The following is a 20,522-nucleotide window of genomic DNA, read 5'->3' on the forward strand; positions in this document are numbered from 1 at the left end:
ATGCTCGGCTGCATTCAATCAGCCGAGCATGGCTCGGCTCTACAGAGGCCGGCGACCTTACGGCGTTGCCGGCACTACCTGCTGGCCGATGAAGTTGCGCTTGGCATCGAAGTCGTAGGCGATCTGCAGCTGGCCTACATCCGGGCAGGCGTGGCAGTCACGCAGCGGCGTGCGGTACAGCAGGCGGATGCCGCCGTTCTCCAGCGGCGTGGCCCCGGCCGACTGCGCCGGTGCGAACGGCGTGGCCTGCGGGTGGTCCTTCAGCAGGGCCTGCACGGCGGGGTCGGCACGCAGGGTGTCGTCCAGCTGCACGGCATCCACATCGATGCGCTTGCCGGTGGCGTCGACCAGGCGGGTGCCCTCGTTGGTGTTGGCGCGGAACGGATACTCGACCGTGGCAATGCCCAGGCCTTCGTTCTCGTGCCAGGCCGTCACGTAGGCCAGCTCGCCGCCAGTGGACAACTGTTCGGCGGCAGCAATGGCATCGGCGCTTGCGCCACCAGCGCGCATCGCATCGCGCAGGCACTCCCGCGTGGCTGCATTCCCGCCCTGGCGGCAGGCGTTGAGGTCGCCATCCCACACCACTGCCTCGCTCCAGCGCAGCTTGCCGTCTGCGGCGGCTTTCTCCGCGCTGGGCGTGTCACCGGCCGACGGTTCCTTGCCGGGTTCCGGCGAACGGCCCTGGCAGGCGGTCAGCAGGGCAAGCCCCAGGGCAGGCAGCAACAGGCGGGAACGGCGCATGGCGTGGACCTCGTGCGTTGACTGGAGGCGCCAGTATCGTCAAGGCCGGGTGAACTCCACGTCGGCGCGGCATACTAGCGGCTCATTGCATACGCTGGAGTGTGGAACGTGGGCAGTCTGCAGGGCAAAACGCTTTTCATCACGGGTGCCTCGCGTGGCATCGGCCTGGCCATCGCACTGCGCGCTGCGCGTGACGGGGCGAACGTGGCCATTGCGGCCAAGTCGGCGGTGCCGAACCCGAAGCTGCCAGGTACCATCCACAGCGCGGCCGAGGCCGTTACCGCCGCCGGTGGCCAAGGGCTGGCGCTGAAGTGCGATATCCGCGAGGAAGAGCAGGTGCAGGCCGCGGTTGCGGCCACGGTCGACACCTTTGGGGGCATCGACATCCTGATCAACAACGCCAGCGCGATCTGGCTGCGTGGCACGCTGGATACGCCGATGAAACGCTTCGACCTGATGCAGCAGGTCAATTCGCGTGGCAGCTTCCTGTGTGCGCAGGCCTGCCTGCCGTACCTGCTGCAGGCGCCGAACCCGCACATCCTGACCCTGGCACCGCCGCCGAGCCTGGAACCGAAGTGGTGGGGCGCGCATACCGGCTACACGCTGGCGAAGATGGGCATGAGCTTCGTCACGCTCGGCCTGGCCGCGGAATTCGGCCCGCAGGGTGTGGCGGTGAACGCGCTGTGGCCGCGCACGGTGATCGCCACCGATGCGATCAACATGATTCCGGGCGTCGATGCGGCCGGCTGCCGTACGCCGCAGATCATGGCCGACGCCGCGCATGCGGTGCTGGTGCGCGAAGCGGCGGGCTTCAATGGCCAGTTCCTGATCGACGATGAAGTGCTGGCACAGGCCGGCGTCAGCGATCTGTCCGGCTATGCCGTGGACCCGTCGCGGTCGTTGTTGCCGGATCTGTTCCTGGACTGAGTGCTACGTTGTGCAAGGGCCGAGGGCTGCGGCCCTCGGCCTGCTGCGCTAGAATACAGGGCTGTAACCGTTTTCAACAGGGATGTGAACACATGTCACGTACGCTTTCCGTCGCGGCGCTGGCCGCTTCGCTGTCGCTTGTCCTGGCCGCCTGCGGTGGCAAGGCTCCTGCAACCGCTGGCGACGCCGGCGCCTCGGGCAAGCCGGAGGCCAACACGGTGCCGTCCGACGCACAGCAGCAGTTGACTGCGAAGCTCAACGCCTACATCGGCTGCTTCAACGCGCTTGATTCGAAGACGCACGACAGCCTCCAGTCCTATACGCGCTGGATCAAGGACGTCGAGGCCGGCCCGACCGGGCGCGAGACACAGGTGTACGGCCCGTTCGAGATCAGCGATTACGACATGAAGCAGTGCGATGGCCCGGTGACCGAGGCGATGGCTGCCAAGCCGGCGCTGGCCGAACTCGATGCTGCTGCCAGCCATTATCAGCAGGCGCTGAAGGCGCTGGTGCCGATCAGCAAGGAGGCGCACGACTACTACGATCGCCAGGACTACGAAGACGACCGGTTCGCCAAGGGCAAGCAGCTGCATGCGCCCTTGATGGCCGCCTTCAAGGAGTTCGTGGCTGCCAGCGCAACGTTCAACGCCGAGCTGGAGCGCCAGAACGACGCCGCCCAGCGCGAGCAGCTCAAGGCGCTGGAACAGGCCGAGGGGCGCACGCGCGAGTACTACCGTCTGGCGATGATGCTGGAAGCCAAGGCCATCATGGATCTGATGAGCGAGGATGATTTCGACCAGGCCAAGGCGCGCGAGCGCCTGGATGCGTTCAACCGCATTTCCGACGAAGCGCATGCCAAGGTGGCCGATCAGGAGCCGGGCAAGCTGGACTGGAACAGCTTCGAGCGCGAAGCCGAGAACTTCCGTCGGGAAGGCAAGGAGCGGCTGCAGCGGGTCAGCAGCAAGACGCCCTACAGCGATTTCGAACGGCGCATGCTGGATTCGCCCTCGATGGCGCCACGCGGCTCGGCCAGCAAGCTGATGCAGGAATACAACTCGCTGGTTTTCCAGAGCAACCGCCAGTAAGCGGGAAGCTCAACGCTTCATTTTTGTCGCGATTGAGCAGGTAGATTGCGGCATGACACACCCTGCAGCCCCGAATACCAGCACCTTGCCGAGGTGCTGGAGCGCGCGCTCGCGCCATGCATGACGATGCCTGCAGTTTTCACTTGTGCAAGGAACTGATTTGAACGCATCCACACGCCTGATTCCTGTTCTCCTGCTCGGCGCGCTGGCCGGCTGCAACAACCCGGCCGGGCTGGCTGTCGCCGATCCCGGGTTGGAAAAGGTGAACGCCTATATCGAGTGCTACAACGGCGTCGAACAGCCCATCCACGAGGGTTTCCAGACCTACACCGGTTGGATGAAGGATCCCGAAGCCGGTCCAACCGGCAAGGAAGCGCAGCCGCGCTCACCTGGCAAGGTGTTGTCGCACCGGGTCGAGTACTGCGGCCAGCCGTTGAGCGAGGCGCTGGCAAAGACCCCGGCGACGTCGCTGGATGCGCCCGCGCGGCAGTACCAGCAGGCGTTCCTGGCGCTGAACACCCTGATCGAGCGCGCCGATGGCTATTTCACCCGCGAGGACTATCGTCGCGATGGTGGTGAAGGGATGCGCAGCCAGCATGCCCCGCTGATGCAGGCCTATGCTGATTTCTTCAAGGCCAGCGAGGCGATGGATGCGGCGCTGGAAAAGAACGAGAACGATCGCCGCGCCGCCCAGCTGAAGCAGATCGAGGAAAGCGAAGGCCGCTCGCTGGCGTACTACCACCTGCGCCTTGTCGGCGATGGCAAGCAGCTGGCAATGGCGTTCCAGGGCGAGGCACCGGACGTTGCGGTGTTGCGCGGCCAACTGGCCGACTATCAGGCGCTGGTGACGGAAATCCAGAACGGTGGTGTCGGCAAGGACGACCCGATGTGGGGCCATGTGCAGCGCTCGGCCGACAAGCTGGTACGTACCGCCGGGCGCGGAGTCGAGCGCCTGGAACAGGGCAAGCCGATCACCGCCGATGCGCTGGCCGCCGAGCGCAAGGCGTCGGGCAGCTGGCTCACAACCGACCCTGAAGGCGCACAGTCGACGATTCTGGATGCCTACAACGACCTGGTAACCACCAGCAACCGGATGCGTTGAGGGCGATCCACCAGGGCGTGGATCTGCCCACGGTAGCGCCGGCCCATGCCCGGCGCGCACCCTGTTGGTCCGGTAGTGCCGGGCGTTGGCCGGCATGTGCCTCAATGGCTGAACGCATCCGGCAGCGGGCCGCCACACTTGCGGCAGTGCCGCGCATCGGGTTCATGCCCCTCCAGCCCGCAATGCGGGCAGCCGCGGGCATCGCGGCGCGCGGCCAGTTCGGCTTCGCGCATGGTGCTGGCCAGTTCGGCGGTGTAGATGCCGGTCGGCACGGCGATGATGCTGTAGCCGATCAGGATCAGCACCGAGGTGACGAAGCGGCCAAGCACGGTCTGCGGCACGATGTCGCCGAAGCCGACCGTGGCCATGGTCACCACCGCCCAGTACATGCTGGCCGGGATATTGGTGAAGCCGTGTTCGGGGCCCTCGATCACGTACATCAGCGCCCCGGCGATGATGGTGATGGTGATCACCGTGAACAGGAACACCAGCACCTTGCGCCGGCTGCGCCACAGCGACGTCATCAGGACGCCGCTTTCCTCGATGTAGCGGGTCAGCTTGAGGATGCGGAACACGCGCAGGATGCGCAGCGCACGCACCACCAGCAGGCTCTGCGCGCCGGGGATGAACATCGAGAGGTAGGCGGGCAGGATCGACAGCAGGTCGATGATGCCCCAGATGCTTACCGCGTAGCGCAGCGGGCGCTTGACCACCGCCAGCCGCAGCAGGTACTCGGCGGTGAAGATGATGGTGAAGCCCCATTCCAGGATGTACAGGCCGGTGGACCACTCGGCATGCAGGTGCTGCACGCTGTCGATCATCACCACCAGGATGCTGGCGACGATCGCCACCACCAGGATCAGGTCGAAGTTGCGCGAGGGCCGCGAGTCATGGCGGTAGATGATGTCGAACCACCGACGGCGCCAGCCGGTCTCGGTGGCGGGGTTCAGCTGGGGGGCGGAAAACGGTCGCATGGGCGCATTGTGCCGCAGGGGTTCCGGCGCGAGAATGGGCATTCCTGAATCCTGCCGACTGCCATGACCGCCGCGACCGATCCGCTGATCTCCCTTTCGCACTATTACCTGCCGGTCTACAAGCCCCGCCAGGTGGTACTGGAGCGAGGCCAGGGCGCCCGCGTGTGGGACAGCCAGGGGCGTGAGTTCATCGACCTGGCTGCGGGTATCGCGGTGTGTGGCCTGGGCCACAACGATCCGGACCTGGTGGCGGCGCTGGTCGAGCAGGCCGGCAAGCTCTGGCACACCAGCAATGTGTTCTACAGCGCGCCGCCGCTGCACCTGGCCGAGGAACTGGTGAAGGCCAGCCGCTTTGCCGAGCGCGTGTTCCTGTGCAACTCCGGCGCCGAAGCCAACGAAGTGGCGATCAAGATGGTCCGCAAGTGGGCCTCCAGCCAGGGCCGTCCCGCCGACAAGCGGGTGATCATCACTTTCCGTGGCAGCTTCCACGGCCGCACGATGGGCGCGGTGACCGCTACCGCCCAGCCGAAGTACCAGGAAGGCTACGAGCCGCTGCCTGGCGGCTTCCGCTACATCGATTTCAACGATGAGGTGCAGCTGGAAACCGCGATGGCCGCCGGCGACGTGGCGGCGGTGATGCTGGAGCCGATCCAGGGCGAGGGCGGCGTGATGCCGGCCAAGTCCGGTTTCCTCAAGCGCGTGCGCGAGCTGTGCGACCAGCACAACGCACTGCTGGTGCTGGACGAGATCCAGGCCGGCATGGGCCGTACCGGCACGCTGTTCGCGCACTGGCAGGATGATGTGGTGCCGGACATGGTCACCCTGGCCAAGGCACTCGGTGGCGGCTTCCCGATCGGCGCGATGCTGGCCGGCCCGAAGGTGGCCGAGACCATGCAGTTCGGCGCGCACGGCACCACCTTCGGCGGCAACCCGCTGGCCGCTGCGGTGGCCCGCGTGGCACTGCGCAAGCTGGCCTCGGCGGAGATCGCCGCCAATGTCAGCCGCCAGTCGAAGGCGCTGCGCGATGGCTTTGCCCGCATCAACGACGAGTTCGGTGTGTTCAGCGACGTGCGTGGCCGCGGCCTGATGCTGGGCGCGGTGCTGGGCAAGGACTTTGCCGGCCAGGCCGGGGCGATCCTCGACCATGCCGCCGAGCACGGCCTGCTGACCCTGCAGGCCGGTCCGGACGTGTTGCGCTTCGTGCCGTCGCTGAACATCACCGACGAAGAAGTGGCCGAAGGCCTCAAGCGCCTGCGCGCAGCGATTGCTGCGTTCATTGCCGCGCGCTGAAGCCCCGGCGCTGGGGTCGGAGCCCTCTCTGCGGAGAGGGCTCTGACCCCGATCAGCCCACCGCGTAACGCTTCAACACCTTGCCCAGCCCTCGGCCATCGCGCACGGTTTCCGCGTGCAGGCCGGCGGCGCGTGCGCCGCGCACATTTGCGAACAGGTCATCGACGAACAGCGTGCGCGAGGGCGCCACGCCCAGTACGTCGAGTGTGCGCATGAATACCGCGGGCGCAGGTTTGCGCAGGCCGAAATCCGCGCTGCAGAACACGCGGCCCTGCAGCGCAGGGAACAGTTCCGGCAGCAGGGTGGGCAGCGCCTGCACCATCAGCGCGCCATTGTTGGTCAGTACCGCCAGTGGCAGCTGCAGGACCTGCAGCCGCTGCAGCACCGCGTGCTGCGGATGGCTGGCGGCCTGGCGCGCGGCGGTCCATGTCGTCACATCGACGGGTCTGCCCAGCAGCGCGCCAAGCCGTGCGAGGTAGGCCGGACCGTCCAGCGTGCCACTGTCGTGCGCAGCTTCCAGCCCGCTGTCGTACAGCGCGGCCTGCACGGCCGGCGTAGGAACCTCCAGCGCCTGCGCCAGATGCAGCACGCGCTGCGCGCGCTGGTACTGCACCAGCACGCCGTCCACATCCAGCAGCAACAGGTCGATCTGCATCGGTCGAGCATGCCATTGCAGTGAGTGCGCGGGAAACCCTGGAGTGGGCATGCGACAGACGGTCGCAGACGCGGCCGCAGGGGCCTGCCTAGAATGGCGCTTGAATCCGCAGGAGAGGCAACGATGAAGGCTTGGTGGGTGGCAGTGGGACTGGGCGCGCTGATGCTGGCGCCGTCGGCGATGGCGCGGGTGTGTGCAGTGAGCATCGACAGCACCGACCAGATGAGCTTCAGCACTCGCGAGATCAAGCTTGCCGCCGACTGCACTGCCGTGGACCTGACCCTGCGCCACACCGGCAAGCTGGCCGCTACCGCGATGGGCCATAACTGGGTGCTGACCCGCACTGCCGATTACCAGCCGGTGGCACTGGCAGGCATGCGCATGACCCTGGCCGACAGCTACCTGCCGAAGGCTGACAAGCGCGTGCTGGCGCACACCAAAGTAATTGGTGGTGGCGAGACCACGCGCGTGCGCTTTTCCACCCAGGGCCTGCAGAAGGGCGGCGACTACACCTTCTTCTGCTCGTTCCCCGGCCACTTCGCGATGATGAAGGGCAAGTTCGTCTTCGGTTGAAAAAAGGGGACGGAGGGGATCAAGTCGTTTGTGCATAAACGACTTAATCCCCTCCGTCCCCTTTTTGTGCCAACCAAGGTTGGCACCTACCAGAGGGTGTCTCAGCCCTTGGCGGCCTTGAATGCTTCGCGTGCGGCGGCGAGGGTGGCCTCGATCACGGCATCGTCGTGCGCGCTGGACAGGAAACCGGCCTCGTACGCCGACGGCGCCAGGAACACGCCCTGGTCCAGCATCGCGTGGAAGAAGCGGTTGAACGCCGGGATGTCACAGGCAGTGGCCTGCACATAGGTCTCCACCTGCTCGCTGGTGAAGAACAGGCCGAACATCGCGCCCACGCGCGTGGTGGTCACGGCCACGCCGGCTTCGGCGGCGGCCGCTTCCAGGCCGGCGCACAGGCGTGCGGTGCGCTCGGCCAGGTCGGCGTGGAAGCCCGGCTGCTGGATCAGCTCCAGCATCGCCAGGCCAGCGGCCATCGCCACCGGGTTGCCGCTCAACGTGCCGGCCTGGTAGATCGGGCCGGCCGGGGCGATCTGCTGCATGAGCTCGCGGCGACCGCCGTAGGCGCCCACCGGCATGCCGCCGCCGATGATCTTGCCGAAGGTGGTCAGGTCCGGGGTGATGCCGTAGTGCCCCTGCGCACCGCCGAGGGCAACGCGGAAGCCGGTCATCACTTCGTCGAAGATCAGCAGCGCGCCGTGTTTCGTGCACAGTTCGCGCAGGTGCTGCAGGTAGCCCTCGCGCGGCGGGATGCAGTTGGCGTTGCCGACCACCGGTTCGATGATCAGGCCGGCGATGTCATCGCCCTGCTGCTCGAACAGCGCAGTGGCCGCTTCGAAGTCGTTGTAGGGCAGGGTCAGGGTCAGTTCGCTCAGCCCGGCAGGGACGCCCGGCGAGGTCGGCACGCCCAGGGTCAACATGCCGCTGCCGGCCTTGACCAGGAACGAGTCGCCGTGGCCGTGGTAGCAGCCTTCGAACTTGACGATGCGGTTGCGGCCGGTGGCGCCACGCGCCAGCCGGATCGCCGACAGGGTGGCCTCGGTGCCGGAGTTGACCATGCGCACCATCTCGCACGACGGCACCAGGCGGGTGATGGTCTCGGCCATGGTGACTTCGGCCGCGCATGGCGCGCCGAACGACAGGCCGTTGTCGATTGCCTTCTTCACCGCCTGGCGTACCGCCGGATGGTTGTGGCCGACGATCATCGGGCCCCAGGAGCCGACGTAGTCGATGTAGCGGTTGCCATCGACGTCGTACAGGTAGGCACCGTCGGCGCGTTCAACGAAGAACGGCTCGCCGCCGACCGACTTGAACGCGCGCACCGGCGAATTGACGCCGCCCGGCAACAGCTGCTGGGCGCGGGAGAACAGGGCGTGGGACTGGTCGTGGTTCATGGGGCTTTCCTGGGCATTACGCGAACTGGGCGAGGTAGGCGCGCTGGGTCGCGACCGGGTCTTCGGCGGCGAACACGCTGCTGACCACGGCGACCAGATCGGCGCCGGCGTCGATGATGGGACCGACATTGTCCGGCGTCAGGCCACCGATCGCCACCCGCGGCACGCCCAGTGCGGCGCTTTGCCGCAGCAGGTCGGTATGGGCGCGGCTGGTGGTGATCTTGGTGGTGGTCGGGAAGAACGCGCCGAAGGCCACGTAGCTGGCGCCGGCGGCCACGGCCCTCTCGGCATTGGCCAGCTGGTCATAGCAGGAGGCGCCGATGATGGCCTCGGGGCCGAGCAGGGCGCGCGCGCTGGGGATGTCGCCGTCGGTGCCGCCCAGGTGCACGCCCGCTGCGCCCACGGCCTTGGCCAGCGCCGGGTCGTCGTTGACGATCAGCGGTACGCCGTGGTCTGCGCACAGTGCTTGCAGCGCGGTGGCCTGCTCCCGCCGCAGCGCGTCGCTTGCGGTCTTGTTGCGGTACTGCAGCCAGGTGGCGCCCGCGGCCAGCAGCGGCGCGGTACGGGCCAGCAGGCGTGCGGTATCGGGCTCGTCCGGGGTGATCAGGTAGACGCCGCGGGGCGCCGGGGAAGCAGAAGTCATCGATGGCTACCGGTGAGTGGACCGCGATGGGACAATGGCGGCCCGTGAATCCAGTCCTGATTATCCGATGAGCGATGCCACCCCCACCACCTTGCGCACCTGGATGTGCGTGGTCTGCGGCTTCCTGTACAGCGAAGCAGAAGGCTTGCCGGAGGAAGGCATCGCGCCAGGGACGCGCTGGGAGGACATTCCCGAGACCTGGACCTGCCCGGATTGCGGGGTGACCAAGGCCGATTTCGAGATGGTCGAGGTCGATGGATGAAGGTAGGCGTGGACTGTCGGTCCACACACCGACTCCCTCAATGCAGCCGCGGCATCGGCCCGCCGAGGTCGATCAGCTTCTCGCGCAGCCACTGCGCGTCGCTGGCTTCCGGGTTGCGCTTCAGGTACTGGCCCAGATCGTGGCGGGCACCGGCCAGGTACTCCAGCTGCAGGTAGGCCAGGCCGCGGTCGCGCAGCGCATCGTCCTGCTCCGGGGCCAGCTTCAGCAGGCGGTCGGCACTGCGCGCGGCGCGGTCCCACTCGCCGGCTTCGGCATACACGCCGTGCAGGTTGCGCAGCATGCGCATCAGGATCGCGCGCGCGGGTGCCGGGTCGAGGATCTGCGCCAGCACCTGGTCGTCGGGCATCTGCCCGCCCAGGTGTGACTTGGCCCGCTCGCGCAGTTCGTCCACGTCCAGCGGCCGGCCGCCGTTGAACGGGTCCATCACCAGCACGCCGTCGTCCACCGGCAGGCGCACCAGGAAGTGGCCGGGGAAGGACACGCCATCGAGCGGAATACCCAGCCGGCGCGCGACTTCCATCTGCACCAGCGCCAGCGAGATCGGGTTGCCCAGGCGGCGCTCGAATACCTGGTTGAGGTAGCTGTTGCGCGGGTCGTAGTACTCGTCGTGGTCGCCGCTGTAGCCCAGCTCGTCGAACAGGTGGCGGTTGATCGCCGCCATCTTCAGCGGGCTGTTGTCGATGCTCTCCACTTCCGAGCGGAGGTGCTCGACATGGCTCTGGATCAGCGCGTCGTAGGTGGACGGCTGCAGATCGGGGTATTCATCGCGCGCGATCAGCAGCGCGGTCGGCAACAGTGGCAGCGCCTCGTCTTCGAGGTCGGCCAAGGCATCCCAGTCGGGGAGTGTGATCCGGTCCTGCATGGCCACAGACTGGCGTCATTCGCAGGCGGTTTCAAGCGGTGTCGCGTGAAAAATTCAGGGGTCAGATCCCTTTCGCGTGCGAAAGGGATCTGACCCCTGCAGGGTTGCCGGCCAGCGGCCGGCACTACCGTTATTTTTCGATGCCCGGACCGAATTTCAGCTCCGTGCCGTCCTTGAGCTGCAGCTTCTCGGCCTGGCCGGCGTTGAGTTCCAGCACATAACGCGCCGGGCCGCCGCTGGGATAGGGCGGGCACATGTCGCCGGCCGAGCACGGCGGTACGTCGCGCTGCTGGCTGACCAGCTTGCGCTGGCTGTCGAAGTAAAGGATGTCCAGCGCGATCTTGGTGTTCTTCATCCAGTACGCCTGCATTTCCTCGCGGTCGTGGATGAACAGCATGCCGTGGTCGGCCGCCATCTGGTCGCGGAACATCAGCCCGCGCGCGCGGGTTTCATCGTTGGTGGCCAGCTCGACCTGGTAGCGGGCGCCGTCCAGCTCGACCCAATGGCGGGCCGCGTCGGTGGCGCAGCCGGCCAGGGCCAGCAGCGGAAGCATCAGCAGCGAACGCAACAGCGACATCGTCAGGATCCTTGGGAAGGGTCAGAGCACGACCGGCGGCTCGCCACCGACGATCACCACATCGGCGCGACGGCGCGCGAACAGGCCGACGCAGACCACGCCCGGCAACTGGTTGAGCTCGCGCTCCAGCTTTTCCGGATCGGTGATCTGCAGGTTGTGGATGTCCAGGATCTGGTTGCCGTTGTCGGTGACCACGCCCTCGCGCCAGGTCGGCTGGCCGCCGGTCATGTCGCGGATCTGGCGGGCGACCAGGCTGCGCCCCATCGGGATCACTTCCACCGGCAGCGGGAACTTGCCCAGCACCGGCACCTGCTTGCTCGGGTCGACGATGCAGATGAAGCGCTCGCTGGCCTCGGCAATGATCTTCTCGCGGGTCAGTGCGGCGCCGCCGCCCTTGATCAGGCACTTGTTCGGGTCGCACTCGTCGGCGCCATCGACGTACAGCGACAGGTTGCCACTGTGGTTCAGCTCGATCACCTCGATGCCGTGCTGCTTCAGGCGTGCGGTGCTCTGCTCGGAGCTGGACACGGCTCCCTTGATGCGGTGCTGGATGCGGGCCAGGGCATCGATGAAATAGGCCACGGTGGAACCGGTGCCGACACCGACGATCATGCCGTCTTCGACGTACTCGATGGCTTTCTCGGCGGCCAGGCGCTTGGCTTCGGACATGGGAAGAACTCTCAGGCGGGGAATCAGGATTTCTTTTCCAGCGACAGCAGCAGCTTCCACTGCGCGGCGGTCACCGGGAACACCGACAGGCGATTGCCCTTGGCAACCAGCGGGAAGCCCTCGCCGAGCTCGTCAGCGTGCAGCTTGATCTCGTCCAGCGCGATCACCTGCTTGAGCTTGCGGTCGAAGGCCACGTCCACCAGCATCCAGCGCGGGTTTTCGCGCGTGCTCTTGGGGTCGTGGTAGTCGGATTTCGGGTCGAACTGGGTGTCGTCCGGGTAGGCTGGGCTGGCGACGGTGGCCAGGCCGACGATGCCGGGCACCTTGGTGTTGGAGTGGTAGAACAGGATGCCGTCGCCCACCTGCATGCCATCGCGCATGAAATTGCGCGCCTGGTAGTTGCGCACCCCGTTCCAGGGTTCGACCTTGACCTTTGCCAGGTCATCGATGGAGAAGGCGTCCGGTTCGGACTTCATCAGCCAGTAGCGCTTGCGGGCGGTCATGCGTTCACGGGGGCAGCGGAGGGGAACAGGGTGCCGTCTTCGGTGCAGATCGCATCCACCGGCACGTCCCACGACGCCACCGGCAAGGACTCGACCTGCTGCACCGCGAACGCAGCACCGACCAGCCAGGGCGGCGCCGGCCGGTCGTGGCGGAAGGCGAAGCTGCGATCATACCAGCCGCCCCCCATGCCCAGCCGGCGGCACTGTGCGTCGAAACCCACCAATGGGGTCACGACCAGCGCCATCCGTTCCGGTTCCAGGGTGTCTTCCACGGCCACGTCCGGCTCGGGGATGCCATAGCGGTTGCTGGTCAGCGGCTGCCCGGGCCGCCATGGTGCGAAGCGCAGCACGTCGCCGGCCAGCACCGGCAGGCAGTAAGTGAGTCCTTCGGGCAGCTGCAGCTGCCAGCGGTGCAGGGCGATTTCGCCATCCAGCGCCCAGTAGCCGGCCACGGCGCCTTCGCGCGGGGCGAACGGCAGGGCGAGCAGGGCATCGGCAAGCGATTCGGCGGCGGCGATGCGCTCACCAGCGTTGAGGTCACGGCGGCGTTGCCGCAGGTCGTGGCGCAGGGCCTGGCGCGGGTCGGTCATGGCAGCGAGCGGCAAGGATCAGCCGTCATTGTGCCGGAAAGAACAAGGGCGACGCCCGAAGACGCCGCCCTTGCTGGAATATTGCATTCTCCGCAATGTCGATGCATGCGAAACGACCTTGAACCCGGGGGCTCAAGTGGGAACGCTGGAGAACCATCGGGCTTCCCGCTACAAGGCGGACCTGCACTCCCGGCGCTGTCGCGCTCCCGGTGTCGTTCTTAAGGGACAAGGCGAATGTTTGCACATGCCGTCGAGTACCGCAGAGAACGCGTGGCCATTATAGCCAGCACGCAGGATCTGGATAGGCCGTTCGTCGGCAACAGTCCGTGCCAATTCAGACATGCGAAAAGGGGACGGAGGGAATTAAGGCGTTTCCAGCACGGAAGGGGCGAATGCGCCTTAATTCCCTCCGTCCCCTTTTTCTATGGGGTGCCGTCGATGGCGCGGTCCAGGCGCCGGTTCAGGTCGGCCAGCGTCTGCTGCAGCGCCACGGCCTGGCGGGCGTTCTCGTCGCGCAGCAGCTGCAGTTCGTGGGCCAGGTTCAGCGCGGCCAGCACGGCGACGCGGTCGACGGCGGCCATGCGGTTGCTGCCGCGGATCTCGCGCATGCGCGCATCGAGCAGGCGCGCAGCAGCCATCAGGCTGTCGCGTTCGTCGCCGCCGACGCCCACGGTGTATTCACGATCGAGGATGCGGACACTGACCGGTTCGGCGCTCATGTGTGCTGCTCCAGGGATTTGAGCCGGCTGATCATCGCTTCCACCCGCGAGCGCGCCTGTTCGTTCTTGGCCAGCAGCGTCGAGCGCTCGGCCACCAGCTGTTCCTGCTGGTGGCGCAGGCTGCGGTTCTCCTCGGCCAGGCGCTGGTTGCGCTCAAGCAACGCGTCCACGCGGGCGGCAAAGTCCTGCAGCTGGGCAAGGGGATCGGCGGGTTCCATGCGGGCACGATAGGCAAGCCGGGTGAGGGCGGTCAAGCGCTGTCGCAGCAAGGCCGGACGGCCACGAGAGGATGCCGCAGGGTTGCTACACTACGGGGTCTCACGGGCGCGCGCGTGCGCACCCCGGGTTTCCTTATTCCGAACGAGCCGCACGATGACCGAACTTCCCTCCGTCGACGACGTTACCCGCGCCAGCCAGGCGCTGGGCCTGGGCGCTACCGCTGCCGAGCTGCACGGAGCGCTGTGCGGCTGGCTGGCCGCCGGCGGCGCCCCCGGCAACGATTGGCCGGCGCGCGTGCTGGCCGACGACACCCTGCCACCGGTGGCCGCCGACAGCGTGCTGGGGCAGCTGCTGCAGGCCACCATCAAGCAGCTGGAAGACCGCGACTTCGCCTTCGAACTGCTGCTCGCCGACAGCGACGAGGTGTCCGCGCAGGCCGATGCCATGTTCAGCTGGACCCGCTCGTTCCTGGGCGGCTTCGGCCTGGGCAGCGGCGGCCGCCGCCCGGCCCTGTCCGAAGAGGGCGAAGAAGCGCTGACCGACATGGCCAGCCTGGCGCGTGCGTCCAGTGAGGATTTCGAGGCCGGCGGCGATGACGACGAAGCCCTGTCGGAGATCGAGGAATTCATCCGCGTGGCGGTGCTGCTGCTGCACGGCGACGTGGTGCTGGCCGCGCGCCATCGGCAGCGCCTGAACTGATGGATATCAAGCAGCGCACCGGCATCGCGGCCGGCGAATACAAGCGTCGCCGCCGCCAGCTGATGGACATGGCTGGCGAGGATGCGATCCTGGTACTGCCGGCCGCAGCCGAGAAGGTGCGCAGCCTCGATACCCATTATCCGTTCCGGCAGGATTCGGATTTCCAGTACCTGACCGGCTTCCCGGAACCGGAAGCGGTGCTGGTGCTGATTCCGGGCCGCCGCCACGGTGAGGCCATCCTGTTCTGCCGCGAGCGCGATGCCGAGCGCGAGGCATGGGACGGCAGCCGCGCCGGCCAGGAAGGCGCGGTAGCGCAGTACGGCATGGACGATGCCTACCCGATCGATGATCTGGACGACATCCTGCCGGGCCTGTTGGAAGGGCGCTCGCGCGTCTACTACCACTTCGGCCGCGACGCCGACTTCGATCTGAAGCTGATCGGCTGGGTCAACCGCGTGCGTTCGCAGGTACGCCACGGTGCGCAGCCGCCACATGAGTTCCTGGAGCTGGGCCACCTGCTGCACGAGCAGCGCCTGTTCAAATCCGGCGCCGAAGTGGCACTGATGCACCACGCCGCACAGATCAGCGTGCGTGCGCATCTGGCGGCGATGAAGGCCGCCAGGGCCGGCATCCACGAGTACGAGCTGCAGGCCGAGCTGGAACGCGTGTTCCGCGCCAGCGATGCGGTGCCTGCGTATTGCAGCATCGTCGGTGCCGGCCGCAACGGCTGCATCCTGCATTACCGCGACAACAACGCGCGGTCGCGCGATGGCGAGTTGGTGCTGATCGATGCAGGTGCCGAGTACCGCGGCTACGCCAGCGACATCACCCGCACCTTCCCGGTGAACGGCCGCTTCAGTGCCGAGCAGCGCGCGCTGCACGACCTGGTCGGTGAAGCGCAGGCGGCGGCGCTGGCCCAGGCCAAGCCGGGCGTGCCCTACGAGGCCGGCCATCTGGCCGCAGTGCAGACCTTGACCGAGGGCCTGCTGCGGCTGGGCCTGCTGAAGGGCACGCTGGAAAAGAATCTGTCCGAAGGCCTGTACCAGCGCTTCTACCGGCACAAGACCGGCCACTGGATCGGATTGGACGTGCACGATGTAGGCGATTACCGCCTCGCCGGTGATTCACGCCTTCTGGAGCCTGGCATGGCGTTCACCATCGAGCCGGGGCTGTACATCGGCGTGGACGACACGACGGTGGAACCGCGTTGGCGCGGTATCGGCATCCGCACTGAAGACGATGTGCTGATCACCGATGACGGTCATCGCGTGCTGACCGAAGGCCTGGCGCGCAGCGCCGATGAGATCGAAGCGGTGATGGCGGGGTAGGGGGTTTCGGCAGGGCTTGCAGCCCTGCACCTGCAGAGGCCACAGCAACAGCAACCGCAACAGCGGCATTCCGTGGGATGGCGGGGTACTGTGGGTTTGCGGGGCCGCCGCAAGTACGTCCTTGTAGGCTTGGTCGCCGCATCCATGCGGCTCACACCCCGCAAACCCACAGTGCCCCGCCTTCGACAGGTTCACGCGGCTGTTGGTAGGTGTCGACCTTGGTCGACACAGAGCGAGCGCAGCGAGCGACCCGCTTCTGCTTTTCTTTTTTCTTTTCCGTGGTTGGACGCGCGCAGGAAACTGTCAAAGGTGGGGCGGGTAGGCGATGCAGGGGCGTTGGCGCCATGGATGGCGCCATCGAGCTTACAGGGACGTACTTGCAGCGTCCCCTGCATGGCCTACCCGCCCCGCCAAGCGCAGCTTTTGCTTTGAGCGTCACACCACGAGGGGCTCAGCCGTTCGCCGCCGCAAACGCCGGCCGCGTCAGGTTGTCCGCCTCGCCATCAGTGCACAGCACTTCGTCTTCGATGCGGATGCCGCCATACGGACGGAAGAAGTCCACGCGGTCCCAGTTGATCGCATCGCCGTGGCCGGCGTCCTTCACTTCGTTCAACAGCATGTCGATGAAGTACAGGCCCGGTTCGATGGTCACCACCATGCCCGGTTCCAGCACGCGGGTCAGGCGCAGGTACGGGTGGCCCGCCGGGCGCTCGATGCGGCCGCCTTCGTCGCTGGCCGCGAAACCGGCCACGTCGTGCACCTGCAGGCCGATCAGGTGGCCGATACCATGCGGGAAGAACGCGGCGCTGACGCCGGTCTCCAGCGCGGTCTGCGGCGAGACCTTGATCACGCCGAAGTCCTTCAGTACGCCCATCAGCGAAAGATGTGCGTCCACGTGCAGCTGCTTGTAGTCGAAGCCCGGGCGCACCGCTGCGCACATCCGCTGCTGGGCAGCGTCGACGGCGGCGATCATCGCCGCAAACTCGTCGTGGCCCTGCGCGGCGTAGGTACGGGTGATGTCGCTGGCGTAGCCGTGGGCACTGGCGCCGGCATCGATCAGGAAGCTGCGCAGCGGCTGCGGTGCCTTGCGGCCCAGCTCGGTGTAATGCAACACAGCGGCATGTTCATTCAGCGCCACGATGTTGCCGTACGGCAGCTCATTGGCATCCTGGCCGACTGCCTGGCAGTACGCCATGTGGATGCTGAACTCGTCGGCGCCATTGCGGAATGCGGCTTCCGCAGCGCGGTGGCCGCGCACGCCCAGCACCTGGGCCTGGCGCATCAGTGCGATCTCATACGGTGTCTTGCTGCCGCGGTGCCATTCCAGGTAATTCACCACCGGCGCCGGGTTGTTCGGTACGTAGTTGCCCAGCGCGCTCTGCGGCTCGCCGAGGATCGCGCAGCGCGATGGATCGGCCGGCAGCAGCGCCAGCGCGTCTTCCGGCTTGCGGATGATGTGGATGTCGAAGTGATCCACCCACCAGCCGCTGGGGGCATCCGGCACCACGTGCCAGTAGTCGAAGGGCTGGTGGAAGATCACCGCCGGGCGCTTGCCGGGGCTGAACACGATCCAGCTGTTGGGCACGCGGGTCAGCGGCAGCCAGGCCTTGAACTGCGGATTGACCGCGTACGGGTAGTCGCGATCATCGAACACTTGGTAGTGCAGAGTGCCGCTGGGCACCACCAGGTGGTCGAAGCCGCCGCGGGCCAGCGCCTGTTCGGCACGTCGGCACAGCACGGCCAGGTGGTCGGGATACAGGGCGCCGGGGTCTTGCTGGATCATTGCGGTGGCTCGACACGGAAAACGGCCCTAGATTCTGCCGCATAGCGGGAAAAACCGCTGTGCTGGAACCGGCACTCAGGCCGTCGAAACCGGCCCCTCGTCGCTGTCTTCGCCCACCCACTGGCGCAGCAGCTGCCGATGCTCGCGCGACAGGGTGAGGAAGCGGAAGCCGGTCCAGCTCTGTCCGGGGGCGTGTGCGGGTTCGCTCCACAGCAGGTGCACGCCCACGTCGATGTCCTGGTGGCGGCCATCGCCCAGCGGCAAGGGGAAGCGCAACTGGTACAGCGCATCCTCGCGCAACGGTGCGCTGGCCAGCATCAGCATGCCGGTTTCGGAGATATTGCCGAGCCGGCCCACCACGCTTTCGCGCATCTGGTCGGTGACCGGTACCAGGTCCGAGACCTGGCGGCGCGGCGCGCGGCGGGTATCCTGCGGCGGTTGGGTGATCATGCGGAAGTCTCCTGCGTATGGCCGGCCGCCAGTGCACGCAATGCGCCAAGGCTGGCCTCCCAGGCACGGTCAACCAGCCGGGCCTTGTCCTCAGTGACCAGCTGCGCCTGGCCGGCACTGATCTGCCGGGCCAGCGTATCCAGGTCGGTATCGGCGATCTTCTGCCCGCGCGGATTGACCAGCAGGGCGTGGCCGGTCAGCAGGCTGTACCAGGACAGGCGCTGGCGGCGCAGTGTGCCATCGCCGGTATCGATGTCGAACCAGCTGCCGAAGGGCAAGGAGGACAGCTGCTGGTAAGCGGCTTCCTCGGCACTGCTGCGCGGTGTGGCGGGCGTCGTGCCGGCGGCCGTACCGGCGTGCTCGCCCAGGCGCGCGCGCGCCTTCAGGCGGGCACTGAGTTCGGTACGCGAGGTGCTCTCGTCCTCGCCGCCAGGCGTGGCCAGCCTGCGTGCGACGGCGGCGGCTTCCTCGGCGTGGTAGCCGACCTGCAGCAGGGCGGCCTCGACCTCGGCAGCAAGCGTTGCATCGGTGCCGCCGGGCGCATCAACGGGTTGCGCGGTGATGGTGGCAATGCGTTGGGTCTGCTGCAGGCGTTCCTGCCACTGTGGTGAATCGTCGCCGTGGCGCAGGCGGGTCAGGGTGAGGGCATCGGCCCAGGCCTGGCGCAGCAGGGTCTGCACGAAGCGGGGCGGCTCCTGCGCGTCGCAGCACTGGTCGATCTGTGCACTGGCCTGGCGCCGGGCCAGCTCCAGCCGCTCCTTGCCGCGTGCAGCTTCCACATGGCGGCGCTCGGCAAGCTCGGCGCGATGCGCTGCGGCGCGCTGATGCTGCTGCACTTCCTCGTTCGCGCTGGCGAAGGTTTCCGGCGCCCGCGCATCCTGGCCCAGCAGGCCCTGCACGCTCTGTGCCATGCGCTGCAGCAACTGCGGGTCGACATCATCATCGCCCAGCCAGTTGGCGCCGACTTCGGCAATCTGGTTGAGCAGTTCGCGCGCGGGGTGCTCGTCGCGCACGAAGAAGCCGGGGTCGGCCATTGCCGCACGTGCCAGCGGCACCTGCAGGCGCGCCAGCAGGGCGGCCGGCACCGGGTCCGGACGCTGCTGCTGCTGCACCTGCTGCATCAGCATGCGCAGCAGGTCGAGGCTGTCGCGGTCGTGGCTGCCCAGCTGGGCCTGCGTGCCATGCTCGCTGCGCAGTTGCGCTACCACGGCTGCCTGCAGGTCGGCTACGCCGGTGGCGGCGCTGGACTGCGCCTGCAGGCGTGCGAGGACCGCATCCACGGCCGCGCTCGGCACTGCATCGCGATCCGCGGGTGCTGCGCTGGCATGGCGTGCCTGCTGCAGCAGCGCATGCAGCGCGCTGCCCGTGGAGGTGGTCAAGCCCGGCAAGGCCGCGCCGGCCGTGCTGTCATCCTGGAAAGCGTCCTGCACCAGGCTCGACCAGGAGCCGGCCGGTGCCGATCCGTTCCAGCCGGTCAGTGGCGCGGCGGCACGCTTTGCCGGCTGCGTGGCGCGACCACCGCCCACCGACTGGGTGATGATCCGCCGGGTGCTGGATGAACGCGCCAGATAGGGGGTGTAGACCAGGCCGGGCAGCACGCCGTGCTGGGCCAACAGGGCATTGGCACGGTCGAGGATGTCGCCCAGGCGTTCCAGCACCTGGCGTTCGAAGCTGCGGTACAGCGCCAGCTGAACGTCGACAGTGAGCGAATCCTGTTCGGCAATCCGGCGCAGCATGGCGCACAGTGCCTGTGGTGCCAGCGGCAGGGTGTCGGCCTCGAAGGCCGGTGCCGCCGCCAGTACGCCCAGGCGTTGGCCCAGCAGGTTCAGCGTGTTGGTCGAACGCAGCGTCTCCCGCCGCACCATCTCGGTCAGCAGCAGGTCGCGGTCCACTTCATGTTCATCGACCAGCGACAGCCCGAGCATGCCGGGCAGCGGCGGCGGCGTGGAACCTGGGTTGAAGTGGGCCGTGGGTTCGCGCAGCCGTATCAGCGCATCGGCCACGGCATCAAGCATGCGGTCAGCGAAATGACCGGAGAAGGCATGCAACTGGCCGCGCTGGGCCATCAGCTCCGCCTGCAGCTGCGGATTGCGCGCGCGATCCGCGTCGTGCAGCAGCGTCTGCTCCAACGCTTCGACGGTCAGGATCAGCGGCGCGGCCAGCGCTTGCCGGCACAGGCCGATCAACGCGCCCAGCAGCTCACGCACCCGCGGTGGCAGGTCGCTGGCGGCCAGGCGGGCTTTGTCGGCAGAGGTAATGGAAAAGACAGCTGACATCGGCGAGCGGTACCCGGATTCCCGCGGATCGATCTTGTGAATCTACCGTGTCGGCCGCAGTCGGCGCTACTTTAGGGTGAACGTGTCTCACGTCCGCTGGGGAGGGACGACGGATGAACGGTGGTGCCGGTCGTGGGCCGGCAGCGCTGTCTCCGCCGGAGTGCCGGCCAGCGGCCGGCACTA

At 67.3% G+C, this 20,522-nt stretch carries 23 protein-coding genes and 1 other RNA gene; 8 read left to right on the top strand and 16 right to left on the bottom strand.

What is annotated here, in order from left to right; genetic code table 11:
- Positions 1-57: 57 nt before the first annotated feature.
- Positions 58-741 carry a hypothetical protein gene (locus tag HMPREF3114_RS08395; protein ID WP_005419028.1) on the bottom strand — a complete coding sequence of 228 codons (684 nt, stop codon included), beginning with the start codon at positions 739-741 and terminating at the stop codon, positions 58-60.
- A gap of 108 nt (positions 742-849) precedes the next feature.
- On the opposite strand from HMPREF3114_RS08395, the gene HMPREF3114_RS08400 reads away from it, so the two are divergent.
- The 3 genes from HMPREF3114_RS08400 (at position 850) to HMPREF3114_RS08410 (ending at position 3,855) form a co-directional block, all read left to right on the top strand.
- Positions 850-1,668: an SDR family oxidoreductase gene (locus HMPREF3114_RS08400; protein WP_053497484.1), complete on the top strand. Its 819-nt coding sequence runs from the start codon at positions 850-852 to the stop codon at positions 1,666-1,668.
- Positions 1,669-1,760: 92 nt separating this feature from the next.
- Positions 1,761-2,753 carry a YiiG family protein gene (locus tag HMPREF3114_RS08405; RefSeq protein ID WP_053497482.1) on the top strand — a complete coding sequence of 331 codons (993 nt, stop codon included), beginning with the start codon at positions 1,761-1,763 and terminating at the stop codon, positions 2,751-2,753.
- Between the two features lie 160 nt (positions 2,754-2,913).
- Positions 2,914-3,855 carry a YiiG family protein gene (locus HMPREF3114_RS08410; protein WP_053497480.1) on the top strand — a complete coding sequence of 314 codons (942 nt, stop codon included), beginning with the start codon at positions 2,914-2,916 and terminating at the stop codon, positions 3,853-3,855.
- 101 nt (positions 3,856-3,956) lie between these two features.
- On the opposite strand, the gene HMPREF3114_RS08415 is transcribed toward HMPREF3114_RS08410, so the two are convergent.
- Complete coding sequence (locus HMPREF3114_RS08415; protein ID WP_053497527.1) at positions 3,957-4,829, bottom strand: ion transporter; 873 nt, start codon at positions 4,827-4,829, stop codon at positions 3,957-3,959.
- A 63-nt stretch (positions 4,830-4,892) separates the two neighbouring features.
- Here HMPREF3114_RS08415 and HMPREF3114_RS08420 point away from each other — a divergent pair, with 63 nt between their 5' ends.
- The gene (locus tag HMPREF3114_RS08420) at positions 4,893-6,119 is read left to right on the top strand and encodes an acetylornithine transaminase (RefSeq protein WP_053497478.1); all 1,227 of its coding nucleotides are present in this window, start codon (positions 4,893-4,895) and stop codon (positions 6,117-6,119) included.
- Between the two features lie 52 nt (positions 6,120-6,171).
- Here HMPREF3114_RS08420 and HMPREF3114_RS08425 read toward each other — a convergent pair whose 3' ends face one another.
- Entirely contained in the window at positions 6,172-6,774 is a 603-nt protein-coding gene (locus HMPREF3114_RS08425; RefSeq protein WP_053497476.1) for an HAD-IA family hydrolase, read from the bottom strand.
- A 123-nt stretch (positions 6,775-6,897) separates the two neighbouring features.
- Between HMPREF3114_RS08425 and azu the strand changes: the two genes are divergently transcribed.
- Positions 6,898-7,347 carry an azurin gene (gene azu / locus HMPREF3114_RS08430; RefSeq protein ID WP_005419015.1) on the top strand — a complete coding sequence of 150 codons (450 nt, stop codon included), beginning with the start codon at positions 6,898-6,900 and terminating at the stop codon, positions 7,345-7,347.
- A gap of 101 nt (positions 7,348-7,448) precedes the next feature.
- Here the strand turns inward: azu and hemL are convergent, their stop codons facing one another.
- Together hemL and thiE are read right to left on the bottom strand one after the other, a co-directional pair.
- The gene (hemL, locus tag HMPREF3114_RS08435; RefSeq protein ID WP_053497474.1) at positions 7,449-8,738 is read right to left on the bottom strand and encodes a glutamate-1-semialdehyde 2,1-aminomutase; all 1,290 of its coding nucleotides are present in this window, start codon (positions 8,736-8,738) and stop codon (positions 7,449-7,451) included.
- A gap of 16 nt (positions 8,739-8,754) precedes the next feature.
- Positions 8,755-9,381 (bottom strand): thiamine phosphate synthase, encoded by a 627-nt coding sequence (gene thiE, locus HMPREF3114_RS08440; protein WP_053497472.1) that lies wholly within the window; start codon positions 9,379-9,381, stop codon positions 8,755-8,757.
- Between the two features lie 34 nt (positions 9,382-9,415).
- Between thiE and HMPREF3114_RS08445 the strand changes: the two genes are divergently transcribed.
- Positions 9,416-9,643 carry a rubredoxin gene (locus HMPREF3114_RS08445; protein ID WP_080375060.1) on the top strand — a complete coding sequence of 76 codons (228 nt, stop codon included), beginning with the start codon at positions 9,416-9,418 and terminating at the stop codon, positions 9,641-9,643.
- Between the two features lie 37 nt (positions 9,644-9,680).
- Here the strand turns inward: HMPREF3114_RS08445 and HMPREF3114_RS08450 are convergent, their stop codons facing one another.
- From HMPREF3114_RS08450 to HMPREF3114_RS08485, 8 genes are all read right to left on the bottom strand, one after another.
- On the bottom strand, positions 9,681-10,526 hold the full coding sequence (locus HMPREF3114_RS08450) for a SirB1 family protein (protein WP_005419007.1): 846 nt from the start codon (positions 10,524-10,526) through the stop codon (positions 9,681-9,683).
- A gap of 130 nt (positions 10,527-10,656) precedes the next feature.
- Positions 10,657-11,103 (bottom strand): DUF192 domain-containing protein, encoded by a 447-nt coding sequence (locus HMPREF3114_RS08455; RefSeq protein ID WP_005419005.1) that lies wholly within the window; start codon positions 11,101-11,103, stop codon positions 10,657-10,659.
- A gap of 21 nt (positions 11,104-11,124) precedes the next feature.
- Positions 11,125-11,772, bottom strand: a complete 648-nt coding sequence (gene rpiA / locus HMPREF3114_RS08460) for a ribose-5-phosphate isomerase RpiA (RefSeq protein ID WP_053497468.1) — start codon at positions 11,770-11,772, stop codon at positions 11,125-11,127.
- Positions 11,773-11,795: 23 nt separating this feature from the next.
- Positions 11,796-12,275: an EVE domain-containing protein gene (locus tag HMPREF3114_RS08465; protein WP_005419001.1), complete on the bottom strand. Its 480-nt coding sequence runs from the start codon at positions 12,273-12,275 to the stop codon at positions 11,796-11,798.
- Entirely contained in the window at positions 12,272-12,865 is a 594-nt protein-coding gene (locus HMPREF3114_RS08470; protein ID WP_032954483.1) for a 5-formyltetrahydrofolate cyclo-ligase, read from the bottom strand. The genes HMPREF3114_RS08465 and HMPREF3114_RS08470 overlap by 4 nt, the downstream gene beginning before the upstream one ends.
- 83 nt (positions 12,866-12,948) lie before the next feature.
- A non-coding RNA gene (ssrS, locus tag HMPREF3114_RS08475) (6S RNA) lies at positions 12,949-13,134 on the bottom strand.
- Positions 13,135-13,287: 153 nt separating this feature from the next.
- Positions 13,288-13,584: a cell division protein ZapA gene (locus tag HMPREF3114_RS08480; RefSeq protein WP_005410899.1), complete on the bottom strand. Its 297-nt coding sequence runs from the start codon at positions 13,582-13,584 to the stop codon at positions 13,288-13,290.
- A complete protein-coding gene (locus HMPREF3114_RS08485) occupies positions 13,581-13,802 on the bottom strand; it encodes a TIGR02449 family protein (protein WP_005418996.1) in 222 nt (73 codons plus the stop codon). The genes HMPREF3114_RS08480 and HMPREF3114_RS08485 overlap by 4 nt, the downstream gene beginning before the upstream one ends.
- A 154-nt stretch (positions 13,803-13,956) precedes the next feature.
- Between HMPREF3114_RS08485 and HMPREF3114_RS08490 the strand changes: the two genes are divergently transcribed.
- Together HMPREF3114_RS08490 and HMPREF3114_RS08495 are read left to right on the top strand one after the other, a co-directional pair.
- Complete coding sequence (locus HMPREF3114_RS08490; RefSeq protein ID WP_070489555.1) at positions 13,957-14,502, top strand: UPF0149 family protein; 546 nt, start codon at positions 13,957-13,959, stop codon at positions 14,500-14,502.
- Positions 14,503-14,507: 5 nt separating this feature from the next.
- Entirely contained in the window at positions 14,508-15,830 is a 1,323-nt protein-coding gene (locus HMPREF3114_RS08495; RefSeq protein WP_088123875.1) for an aminopeptidase P N-terminal domain-containing protein, read from the top strand.
- A gap of 451 nt (positions 15,831-16,281) precedes the next feature.
- Here HMPREF3114_RS08495 and pepQ read toward each other — a convergent pair whose 3' ends face one another.
- From pepQ to HMPREF3114_RS08510, 3 genes are all read right to left on the bottom strand, one after another.
- Positions 16,282-17,613: a Xaa-Pro dipeptidase gene (pepQ, locus tag HMPREF3114_RS08500; protein ID WP_065179103.1), complete on the bottom strand. Its 1,332-nt coding sequence runs from the start codon at positions 17,611-17,613 to the stop codon at positions 16,282-16,284.
- 75 nt (positions 17,614-17,688) lie between these two features.
- Positions 17,689-18,063 carry a PilZ domain-containing protein gene (locus HMPREF3114_RS08505; RefSeq protein WP_005418979.1) on the bottom strand — a complete coding sequence of 125 codons (375 nt, stop codon included), beginning with the start codon at positions 18,061-18,063 and terminating at the stop codon, positions 17,689-17,691.
- Positions 18,060-20,339, bottom strand: a complete 2,280-nt coding sequence (locus tag HMPREF3114_RS08510) for a DUF1631 family protein (protein WP_070489558.1) — start codon at positions 20,337-20,339, stop codon at positions 18,060-18,062. The genes HMPREF3114_RS08505 and HMPREF3114_RS08510 overlap by 4 nt, the downstream gene beginning before the upstream one ends.
- Positions 20,340-20,522 lie beyond the last annotated feature (183 nt).

The organism is Stenotrophomonas sp. HMSC10F07 (assembly GCF_001807895.1).
Taxonomy (GTDB): domain Bacteria; phylum Pseudomonadota; class Gammaproteobacteria; order Xanthomonadales; family Xanthomonadaceae; genus Stenotrophomonas; species Stenotrophomonas sepilia.